Annotated in this window: 11 protein-coding genes; 6 read left to right on the top strand and 5 right to left on the bottom strand. The window is 59.6% G+C overall.

Annotation, left to right across the window (positions count from 1 at the left end; translation table 11 throughout):
• Positions 1-70 precede the first annotated feature (70 nt).
• The gene (locus tag ACYP5B_RS47270) at positions 71-598 is read right to left on the bottom strand and encodes a hypothetical protein (protein WP_459574250.1); all 528 of its coding nucleotides are present in this window, start codon (positions 596-598) and stop codon (positions 71-73) included.
• Positions 599-960: 362 nt separating this feature from the next.
• Between ACYP5B_RS47270 and ACYP5B_RS47265 the strand changes: the two genes are divergently transcribed.
• The 4 genes from ACYP5B_RS47265 to ACYP5B_RS47250 all read left to right on the top strand — a co-directional run bounded on the left by ACYP5B_RS47265 (position 961) and on the right by ACYP5B_RS47250 (position 5,962).
• Positions 961-1,407, top strand: coding sequence for a hypothetical protein (locus tag ACYP5B_RS47265; RefSeq protein WP_459574248.1), 447 nt, complete (start codon positions 961-963; stop codon positions 1,405-1,407).
• A gap of 291 nt (positions 1,408-1,698) precedes the next feature.
• Positions 1,699-2,787, top strand: a complete 1,089-nt coding sequence (locus tag ACYP5B_RS47260) for a helix-turn-helix transcriptional regulator (RefSeq protein WP_459574247.1) — start codon at positions 1,699-1,701, stop codon at positions 2,785-2,787.
• A 351-nt stretch (positions 2,788-3,138) separates the two neighbouring features.
• Positions 3,139-4,527 (top strand): aminotransferase class I/II-fold pyridoxal phosphate-dependent enzyme, encoded by a 1,389-nt coding sequence (locus tag ACYP5B_RS47255; protein ID WP_459574246.1) that lies wholly within the window; start codon positions 3,139-3,141, stop codon positions 4,525-4,527.
• A 181-nt stretch (positions 4,528-4,708) separates the two neighbouring features.
• A complete protein-coding gene (locus ACYP5B_RS47250) occupies positions 4,709-5,962 on the top strand; it encodes a fatty acid desaturase (RefSeq protein WP_459574244.1) in 1,254 nt (417 codons plus the stop codon).
• A gap of 123 nt (positions 5,963-6,085) precedes the next feature.
• On the opposite strand, the gene ACYP5B_RS47245 is transcribed toward ACYP5B_RS47250, so the two are convergent.
• Together ACYP5B_RS47245 and ACYP5B_RS47240 are read right to left on the bottom strand one after the other, a co-directional pair.
• On the bottom strand, positions 6,086-7,483 hold the full coding sequence (locus ACYP5B_RS47245; RefSeq protein ID WP_459574243.1) for an ISKra4 family transposase: 1,398 nt from the start codon (positions 7,481-7,483) through the stop codon (positions 6,086-6,088).
• 36 nt (positions 7,484-7,519) lie between these two features.
• Entirely contained in the window at positions 7,520-8,011 is a 492-nt protein-coding gene (locus ACYP5B_RS47240) for a plasmid pRiA4b ORF-3 family protein (protein WP_459574241.1), read from the bottom strand.
• A gap of 425 nt (positions 8,012-8,436) precedes the next feature.
• Between ACYP5B_RS47240 and ACYP5B_RS47235 the strand changes: the two genes are divergently transcribed.
• On the top strand, positions 8,437-8,796 hold the full coding sequence (locus tag ACYP5B_RS47235; protein WP_459574239.1) for a hypothetical protein: 360 nt from the start codon (positions 8,437-8,439) through the stop codon (positions 8,794-8,796).
• On the opposite strand, the gene ACYP5B_RS47230 is transcribed toward ACYP5B_RS47235, so the two are convergent.
• Entirely contained in the window at positions 8,750-9,784 is a 1,035-nt protein-coding gene (locus tag ACYP5B_RS47230) for an IS630 family transposase (RefSeq protein WP_459574237.1), read from the bottom strand. The genes ACYP5B_RS47235 and ACYP5B_RS47230 overlap by 47 nt on opposite strands.
• A gap of 214 nt (positions 9,785-9,998) precedes the next feature.
• On the opposite strand from ACYP5B_RS47230, the gene ACYP5B_RS47225 reads away from it, so the two are divergent.
• On the top strand, positions 9,999-10,469 hold the full coding sequence (locus ACYP5B_RS47225) for a hypothetical protein (protein ID WP_459574236.1): 471 nt from the start codon (positions 9,999-10,001) through the stop codon (positions 10,467-10,469).
• An 18-nt stretch (positions 10,470-10,487) separates the two neighbouring features.
• Here ACYP5B_RS47225 and ACYP5B_RS47220 read toward each other — a convergent pair.
• Positions 10,488-10,697 (bottom strand): hypothetical protein (locus ACYP5B_RS47220; protein ID WP_459574234.1); only part of this gene is annotated, 210 nt, incomplete at its 5' end.

The raw sequence follows: 10,697 nt of genomic DNA, 5'->3' as shown, positions 1-10,697 counted from the left end.
TTGATGCAACATGTCGCAAGCTCTATCAGTATCTGAATCGAGTGTCACTTGGCTAGCCGCGCACACTAATTCACCCACAGATTCCGCCGACGATCCCGAATTTCTGTGCACTGTACTGAATCTCGGGATCCACTTGATTCATGGGAAGGCCAGTGTCACCCGCCAACCAGTAGAATTCCGCAGGCTTGGTCTTATCCGCAGGGACATAGACTCCCCCTGTTATCTTTGCTTTCGCGCCATCCTTTAGTACCACCAACTCCAGCGGATCTTGAGACTTGTAGAAAGTGCCGTTAGCGTCTGCACCGTGCAGTGGATACACCTCGGCGGGAAGCGTAACGTTGAATGTGAGACCGTTATTCGTGCCTGTGTGGTTGACCTCTTTTTCCAACCCAATGGCCGGGATCACCGCCTTCCTTGCCGTGGAAACCATACTTTGGCCGATCTCGGCTTGCGAAACAGTGGCAGGCTGAGGAAACGATACAACGCTTCCCGCCGGTAAAGGCGCGCGGGTAAAGGTACGAATTAGGTTAGGATTTGGAGAAGCGCAGCCCGCCAGCATCGCGACGCCCAGCGTAGTGGCAGCCAGAAATGTTTTCATAGTCTATCTCGCAGCAAGGTGTTAGAAATCGAGCATATTGTAGCCGGCGTGGTCCGAATATGTGCCCAATTGGCTTATTCGCAGCCACTGCCTTCAGCCGTCTTACAACACCCCTTTTCGCGCGCGGCAAAATAGCTGCTGGCCCTTCCTTTGACGGCGCATCCGCGCGATCTGCGCGCCAACGCCCTCGGCCGCGGCGCGCGTGATGGGCTGGGCTTGTCGGGGCAGTTGCTCGCCACTGGCCATCGTGCTCTGCGTGACCCATGCCCGGTCGGTGTCACCGGCCTGCGTCGCAGCGGCGCGCACCACTCACACGTCGATGGCCGCGCTGGCGGCAAACAGGAGACGCGCCAAAGCGGGGGGTGATTAAGCGGCAATGCGGTGGTTTTCTGCTCTGGCGATGGGCTGATCGTACCTCTCGTGGGAAAAGTGGCGGTAATCAACCGAAGAGCCGCCTGCAGCAAGGCTTTGCCGCTTTCCGCCTTTCGCACGACCAGAGATATTGCAACTCATTGATTCGCAATTGCTTTTGGGACCAGACCGCCAGATTTCACACGAAAGGTACGATCACCCCAGATGGTGTTCCCAACAGCGAGCCGCGCTCACAGTCGACTGAACCGTCTGCGGACGAGGCAGCAGATCACGAAGGTTTGCTAAAAATGAATGGTGAGGCCAAGACCACAGACTACAGCCTAAAAGGAGCGCAATGGCGGCGGCTGATGCTGAACGATGTGGAGAGAGGTATCAACGACGCATTGGAAGGTCGCGTTAAGTCCTTGGAAGAGATTCGAGCATTCATGCATCGATAAAGTGAGTGATACAGGGGCGATAAGGGGCGGTGCGAAACGGTCCACAGTTTCGCGATGAGTCTCCGTCCGAGATTGGTGACGACCCGGCATTAAGTTTGGCTCAACGCGAAAACAACGCGGTCGCTTCGTGTGGTCACCCCGAACGTGGGGTACCGCACGGATCGGCGTTGTTCTGGGGGGGAACCAATGTTACCCTCCCGCTAAGCGCGGGGAGCTTGAGGCAAAGCGGGACAAGCCTAGCGGCTGAGATCGGGCGGTTCAAGGTGCCAGTTGCGCTCGGGAGGAGCTGACGTGCCTCATTCATCAGTATTTCAGCGTGCCATGGACGCGGTCGCCTGCATCTCGACAGATGCGCCGCCCTGGACCGATATCCTCACGACAGGCCGCGATTTAATTGGCGCCGATTCCGGCTCTCTCATCATGATGAACGGGAGCGGCGAACTTCTCAACGTCGATCACGTTGGACTATCAGACGCCACGATCTCAGACTACGCGGAGCATTACCACAAGGTCGACTTGCTCGCGCACGCCTCTCTCGGGCTGGCACCGGGCACCTGGTTGGACAGCAACGTCGCCATCCCACGATCGCAGCTCCTGCGCTCCGAGTTCCACAACGACTACCTTCGCAAACACCGTCAGGAGCAAATCTTCGCGCTCCTGCTTGAGCGGAATAGCGAACAGCTAACAGGCTTCAGTTTCCAACGATCGAGCATCGAAGAAGGCGCCGGCGAGCGCCTAGCGGCCGGCGAAGTCGGCATCTATGTCCGGGAATTTCAGCGCGCCTTGGCGCAAAAGAGGTCCTCTATGGCTGAAAACCTGAAAGTTCTGGACGACACCCTATCCTCGCTGGGTGAAGCGGCTTGTCTCGTAACAGCGGGCGGCGCGATCACCCGCGCGTCGGACGCGGCGTTGGCCATGCTCGACTACCAAGACGGGCTGACCATCAAGAAGGGGCGCCTACACCATCCCCTGCCCGGCGTCCTTGCTTACATTCGGCGCAACTTGGCCTTGGCACTCGTCACCGGCGCGAAGTCCAAAGCGACTGTGTCCATTGCTCGAGGCGAGACCCTGGTGCTGGACATTGCCCCCGCATCCAACCGACTGAAGCTGGCAAACGAACGCCTTCTTGTGGTTCGGATCAGGCGCTGTAGCGCTTTCGGTGCGCCGAATGTCGAATCGCTTGTCCATACATTTGGCATCACGCAGGCCGAAGCCAACGTTCTGGCCGCCCTGGTGGCCGGGTTGGCGCCGGCTGAATACGCGCAGGGAAGCGGGGTGTCGGAGAGTACCGTTCGCACTCAGGTGGCGAGCATCAAGATGAAGCTAGGCTGCAGTCGCGTCGTGGACGTCGTCAAGTTGGCCGTTATTTCCCAATCGTGAAGCCTGGGCCAGTCGGCCAGCTATCTCGTGACTCGACGCGCGGCTTCACCAGCGGTCCTCCGCGCCGTCAAGCTTTTTCTCCCAGTCCGCGCTGGCTGGATTCTGCAAAGCCTTCGTGACAGATGTTGTGCTCCTCGCGCCACGCACCCCACCGTAAACCCCAGAACGACAATCGTTTCGCGCTCGTGAAACCCTTGCCGACGGGACGTGCTAGCCGGCTTCGATCAACATCCGGCCCGGTCAGACTCGGCTCTGCACCCCAATTTCTTCGCATTTCTCATCAAAGTTGATGATGTGAGCGGGCCGCCTGGCGGCAAGACTTGTAGCCAAGGCGCTGTCAGGGGAACGGCTATGGCTCGGATCGAGGTTGCTGAAAATCAGGTTGTTGGTGGCGCGTCAGCTACGGCATCGCCGGCTGGCGGAGGGGGGGCACTTGAGTTGCAGGGATTGGATGAAGCAAATCCCCTGGCCGGGAGCGTGCGGGACTTCGCCGGCGGCGCGGAGATCCATCCAGCCTTGCGCGCGGATCGATTCCATCGGTGGGCTGTTGCCCGGATAAGGATGGGCGGCTATCCCTATGCGAAGACATTGATGGGTGCCCCAATGGCAGTCACCTCTCTGGCGATGATGGATGGCTCGATCTATCAGGGGCTCAACTTCTCGTCGCAGGACTACCTGAGCCTTTCGACGCATCCAACGGTGCTCGGTGCCGTATTGGAGGCGATGCACAAATTCGGAGTCCATAGCGCCGGGTCGACCGCGCTGGCTGGGAATTGCAGGTTAGCGCCAGCGCTTGAGGCTGACCTGGCCGATCACCTGCACATGAACCATGTCTGCCTGTTCCCTACAGGGTGGGCAGCGGGCTATGGCGTGATAGCCGGTCTCATGCGGTCTGACGACCATGTCGTGATCGACCAGCTTGCTCACAACTGCCTTCAGCAAGGCGCAGCAGCGGCTACTAGGAATGTCCACCTATACCGGCATCTGGATGTCGAGCACCTTAGCCGGGTGTTGGCAAGAATTCGTCGTAGGGATGCCGTCAACAGTGTGATGGTCGTGACCGAAGGCGTGTTCTCCATGGATTCGGATTCGCCAGACCTAGGCGCGCTACAGACAGTGGCTTCCGAGTACAACGCTATCCTGCTGGTCGATGTCGCCCACGATCTCGGCTGTTTGGGTGGTTACGGAGGTGGCACGTTGGAGTTGCAGGGAATGCTGGGGAAGGTCGATCTGGTAATGGGTAGCTTCTCTAAGACGTTCGCCTCGAACGGAGGGTTTGTCGCCAGCACAAATCCGGCGATCAAGGAATACCTGCGTTTCTACGCTCCCCCGAACACGTTCTCCAACGCTCTGTCTCCCCTACAGCTAGCAGCCATCCATGCCTCCCTAAGGATCGTCCGCTCGACGGAAGGTGCTTTCCGTCGCGAGAAGCTGATGCACGCTATTACCGCGCTACGAGCTGGACTGACCATCCGCCAGTTCAAAGTCCTGGGTGAGCCGTCGCCGATCGTCCCGGTGATGGTGGGTCACGATGCTCTGGCCCGCCTGACAGTGCGTGAAATCACCCACCGCGGTGTGGCCGTCAATCTGGTCGAGTACCCCGCTGTCTCTACCAATACCTCCAGGTTGCGGCTCCAAGTCATGGCCGACCATACAGCAGAGCAATGCCTGGATGCCGCCCACCGCATCAAGGGCGCTTTCGACGCGGCTTCAGTGGAGTGGAACGATGCTGGCCGGTGATCTGGCCGAGAGGCCGCCTGGCATCGACGCGCCTTCCGCCTCGTCCTCTGTGTCGTCTCCCTCCCCGCGCCAGGTACGGACAAACATTCTAGACAATTGCCGGGACCGGTCGTGGCTGATCGGCCTTGGGATTTGGTCGGCCGCTATTGGGGTGTGGGTGACGGTCTTCTATGCAGGCCTCATGACCGACGCCATCTGGCTCAAGGCGTGTCTTGGTGTCGCCTTGGGATTCGCGACTGGTGTGGTGTTTGTCATTGGCCATGACTGCGCCCACCGTTCCATAGTGCCAAGCGCACGGATCAACCGGATCATGGCACAGGTCGCCTTCCTGCCATCCCTCCATCCCGTCTGTACCTGGGAGACCGGGCACAATAAGCTTCACCATGGGTGGACCTGTCTGTTGGGCAAGGATGAGGGATATCCGCCCCTGTCGCCGCAGGAGTTCGCCGCGCTACCGCCGTGGCGCCAGGCGCTCCACCGGTTCTATCGATCGCCGGCCGGGCTGGGGTTCTACTACCTCGTGGATATCTGGTGGCGATGCCAGATTCTGGCGCTGCCGGCAGGCTTCCGCGACTTCCGCCGGCGGGATGGGTGGATCGACTATGGGCTGGTCGGGGGCTTCTTGCTCGCCCAGCTCGTGGTGGCCACGCGCGCCGGTATGGGTGGCGCCTTGGCGAATTGCCTGCTGATGATCGCCCTGCCATTCGTCGTCTGGAATTTCGTCATGGCCTTCGTCACGTTCCAGCATCACACCCATCCCGGGGTCGTCTGGTACCGGGACCAGCGCGAGTGGAACTTCTTCCGGGGGCAGGTCCGCGGCACCGTCCACGTCCAGATGCCGGTATGGCTCGACGTCGTGTTCGGCCGGATCTTCCAGCACACCGCCCACCACGTCGACAAGACGATTCCGCTCTACCATCTGGTCGAGGCCCAGCGGGCGCTGGAGGATGCCTATCCACGTGACGTCTGTGTCGCGAAGCTGTCCCTCTCAAATCTTCTGTCCATCATCAGGGCGTGTCAGGTGTTCGACTATGAAGCGAAGCGCTGGATGACGTTCGACGAGGCGATCGGGCGGGTAAGCCCGGTGGTGCCCGCCGGCGGGCCACCCACCGCTCACGAGGAGGCGCCGCGGTGGAATCTTAGGTGCGAGCTCGGGTTCGTGGCGTGGATCGGTCTCTGCGTGCTGATCATCGGGTACTCGATCGTGCCGCGCGCGGCGCTGGTCGCGCCATATGGCGACGTGGCCATCGCGATCTACCTCGGGCTACCGGGTGGCCTCATGTTCTATGGAGCCCATCTTCTCTGGCAGTTCCTTTCGCGCCGGCGCGGGCCCATTCGCGAGCGGGTCGCAGGCTGGCCCTGGCACGACAAACTGGTGGCGATGGTGGTGGCGCTTTTGGTGACCGATGCGACGTGGGCGTGGGCTGTGGGCTGACCCTCGATTGCCCCGGGGCGAAGTGCCAAAGGTCGTAGTCGCAAGGTTGGTGGAGGGGCACGCCATTGCGCTGCGTGCAAGAGGCAAGCAGCTAGGAGGAGACCGCGCCAAACCGTGGGCCGACTAAGCGGCAAGACGGTGGCCTTGTTCTCCGGCGATGGAGGGAAACCATCGTTCAACGTAAGACCGGAGCTGGTTATTGAGCACGGCCGTCCGGATTTGCAGCAGGTTGTGCGCGTGCCGAGGCCGCCAGGCCATCTGCTGCCGTTTGACGAATCGCTTGCTGACCACCTGGTTGACGGGTGACTCGACAGAACCTGATGCAATGGGCTCCCCATGCCGATAGCGGTCACCGTAGTTCACGATGAAGTGCCGGTTGTTGTCCAGGTAGACGATGAACTCCTCGAGTTTGCCGAGGAGTTTGGCCTCTTCGGGGCTGGCCTCAGCTTCCAGATCCCAGCCGAGGCTTTCCAAGCGGCGCAACGCTGGATAGGGGCAGCCGTGCCACAGGTGCCACTTGGCGCCATGCAGCGCCTTGATCAATGTCGCGTTGCTTGGGCCGTCGCTGTGTGCCGGGCGGCCCTTGATCATCTGTTCGAGGTTCTGTACCCGCATGGCGATGTGGAACCAATCGAGAACGTACTCACCGCGGTCACCAAAGCCGAGCTGCGCAAACCGTACGGTATCGCCTCCATCCGACAGAAAGGTCACCGGTTGACTAGGTTGCACGCCTTCACATAGGAGGAAATTCAACATACGATCGGCCGGCCGGTGCTCCAACTTGTGCACGTAGGCAAAACTATGGCCGGCATCCTGATCGCGCATTGACTTCCCGACGATCACTTCAAACCAGCCGTCCTGCCGGCGCCGGTGGCCGGCCGGCCGAAGATAGCCGCCGTCAATGCCGACGGCGCGGACCGGACTGGGCTCCGGAATGTCGGGCGAACCGACGCTCGCGGCCACCTCCGCGTGCTGCCGGGCGTCGGTGGCCTGTTCCGCTTCCAGCCGGCGACCGAGCCCGGTGACCTGGCGCCGGATCGAGCTGGCTGCCAGCACATGATCGAGCGGCAACACCTCTTGCAGGACGTTGACGGTCAGACCATACGACATCAGCGCTGCGAACTTGACCTCGAGATACTGCAGTTCTGGACTGACCCGCTCAGGCAAGCAGTTGGCGACCGGACTGAAGGTGGGGGCGTCGCCCTGGCATTGCCGACAGGGATACAGCCTGGGACTGTCAATCGACAGCCGGCCGAACGCGCTACGGAAGACCAAGTGATGGTGGCCCTTGCAAGCCAACTGCGCACCGCACGTGGGACAAACGCTGGTCCGGGCAACTGCCTCGGCAACCTGTGCCGCGACCATCGTGCGCTGCAGCCGACCCAGCAATGATTTCGCCTCCTCCAGATGCAGGCCCAGCGAGCCCACATCAAGGCCGTCTCTCTCGAACTGGGCTATTTCGGTGACGGTGGCTGGCACGCCTCCATCGTCCTGCACTACAAGTTGCAAGCTGATACGCATGGCCGCCCTCCTCCCTTGGAAGCTGCGGCGACCAGTCTACCCCTTGAGGTGTCGCAACCGATCGTTGACGATCTGACGGTCAAAGCGACGATCCAGCCAAGTCAGCCATCGGTCGACATCGTCGCGTAAGTCTTCCAGCACGATTGGACCCTCGCGCAGCGACTCGAGCCAATCGAGGAACTCGTACTCACTGCGTTCGTCCCTGGCCTCCAGATACCTCTCGATCCCGCCAACGCCCTCTGGCGGGCAAGGCCCGCAACCCGCCACGCAATGTGGCAGCCGGCCAGGATGTTGCCGCAGCATACGCCGCTCCACCCGTATCTCGTGGCGCCACCACGCGTTGAAGTCATACACATAGACGAAGCCTTCGTGTTCACGGAGACGAAACGCGGTCAGCGGCAGTTCGTTTGCCACTGTGGAGAACTGCAAGACGTCCTCATGAGCTTCGCCGTAATGCCTGCCACGAATGCTGAACGTGTGCAGATGTTCGCCCGCCCAGCCCATGATTACCTGGATGACATTGTGCAATTGTGGGAGCGTCAAATGCTCGGGGTCGCCAAACCGGCGGGCTCAGGCCGCGCAGAGCAATTCGAAGTTGAAGGATGGAGGTCGCTGGCCCAGAATCGGAAGCCATGCGTGCATTGTAGGTGCCTCATTGGCCTCTCGGCGGTGGTCCGGTCGTTCGCCCCCGTTTTGGCGCGGTCTCCGAACTGGACGGCGGACTTACCCCTCCAAACGGTTGGTGCGCACCAATCCATTTACCCGATTCGCATTTGCCGGATCTGTTCCAAGATTGGAGAAATGTTCACGGGGGAAAAACTATGAAATGCATAACTCCGATTTTCGTCGTCGCAACAGCACTACTGAGCGGGTGCGCCTCCACCGTAATCGAGCAGCGCGCCTTCAAGTCGTATGCGGTTGGACGGGATCTCACCGCGACAACTGGAAGTGTCATGTTTACCGATCAGAACGGCTACGTCACCAAACGGCGTGTCTGGGTCGGTATCCTCAACTCGCCGGATGGGTGGAAGACGACGACGGAGCCCTCGGAAGATTTTTACAAAAAAGAACTAATTTACTCTGGCCTCTCCGGGACAACCGTGGAGCTCAATTACCGGGAATTTCGACAAGGCTATGCCGCCCCCGCCTTCTATCAGAGCGTCAAATACGATTTGGCAGAATCGAAAACCGTGCAGTTCCAGAACTTCACGATCGATATCATCGCGGCTGATAATAGGCAGATTACTAACTTTTCAGAAAGTATTGTCAGGCCGCAGCGTATTGGCACTCCGGCTGGCGAAAGAACGACTTGACTAACTCAGGCAGTCGTTGAATGCGACGTAACGCACTTCTCGCCAATTTCTTCATTTCGTTCTTTCCCTGGACTAAACGCTTGGAGACTTGCCGCTTTACGTGCGCCCACACCTGCTCGTCGGGGTTCAGGTGAGGAGAATACGGCGGCAGGTAGAACAGCTTCAGCCGGCCTTGCTCACTTTCGACGTATGTTTTGACTAGCTTGCTTCTGTGTACCGGATGCCCGTCCACCACCACAAAAACCGGCTTGGTCGCGCCGATCATCAATCGCTTGAGAAACTCGATAAACACCGTCGTATTGACGGAGCCGTCATGCACCATGAAACGAAACTCCCCACGTGGACTGACTGCCGAGATCATGTTCAGCGAGAAGCGCCGGCCGGTCACGCCAACCACAGGTGTCTGGCCACGCGGCGCCCAAGTCGTACCGGTGTGATAATCCGAGCGAATGCCCGCCTCATCCACGAAGTAGATCGTTGCGCCCGCCGCTCGCGCCTGAGCCCGGATCTCCGGATAGGTCTCCATTTCCCACTGCCGCACCAGCTTGGCGTCCTGCTGCCAAGCCTGATAAAGCGGCTTCTGCGCACTAAACCCCAGCAGCTTCATGATCCGGCTGACCGAGGCCAGCGACAACTTCTTGCCGAATTGGCGATGGATCAGCTCACCGATCAGCGACAGCGTCCACAGCCCGAACTCGAACTTGTACTGCAGCGGCGTGTTGTCCCTGATTGCCTTGGCCAGCCAGCGCATTTCCTCGGCGCTGATCTTCGGTGGGCGGCCGGGTATCGGCTTAGCCAGCAGCGCCGTCTGCCCGCCGTTGGCAAAGTCGGCCAGCCAGCGATAGACGCTGCGCACATTGACACCAAAGGCCGCAGCCACGCTTTCTACCGTCTGGCCTTCGCGAATAGCCTTCACTGCCTGCTGCCGCATTACCTGCAAGGCTTGATGCTCGATCGACCGAGCATCCGAGTTTCGTTTGCATTTCATGAAAGTATTGTTTCACATGACAATACTTTCTAAAAGGTTAGTAAGTACAAGATCGTGCGTGACCGCTAACGATGCGGCCGTCAAATGACGCTTAAACTCATCTGTTGGTAGTAAAGCCTCCGGAGGATTGAAGACGCTCGATCGGACAGATACATTATGATCTGGTAGCCCACTCTCGCTCTTGAAGTCTTGGCCAGATAGGTGGAGGGCATAAATGCTAAAGAAATTAGTGGATCAGTATAGGGCGGCGATTGGCAGATCGCATTACGACTTGGAATGGGCGAGGATCGTTGACACGTTTCGCCTAAAGTACCCTACAGTCGGCGTTATAACGCATTTTGATTACTGTCACGGCAAGATTCCCCGTGCTTTCCTGGTATGGCGCCGACAGAACGGCGACTACGAGGTAGACCTCCGACGTTCGATGAAGGAAGTGCAGGAGACGATCGCTTTGCAGAGGACAATAGATAAAAGCCTAGATGGCAGGAACGGATCGACAATGCTTCGAGAAGCCTTGGAAGACGTGAAGTACGTCGGGCTCGGCGGGCTAATCAGTTGGGGAATCTTTGACTATAGCTGCCGCGCTGGCGCTGGCGAGTTCTGTGCCGACGACTTGGGCGTAGGGCGGTCGTTTTGTGTATTTGTATTGAGGGAGGAGCGGCATCGCTTTGTGAGGCACATTTGAAAACAAGTGGTACGCGGACTATACCGCACGTTGAACCTGATGGGCGGCGCACGAAATCACAGAGCCGCATCGCATGTCGGTAAGACCTGCGGCAACCTCGAAGCGGATGTTCGTCGGCGGCCCCGTCATTCGGTCGGCATTGCACCACCATCGCACGACTTCCGGATCGCCCCGGCCTTCAATGCCGGCTGCCGTGCAGGCGGCCGCCCCGGCTTGCCACAGACTCCA

It is taken from the genome of Cupriavidus sp. 8B (assembly GCF_054589115.1).
The sequence above is the reverse complement of the archived record's forward strand: the minus strand, read 5'-3'. Positions and strand labels throughout refer to the sequence as shown.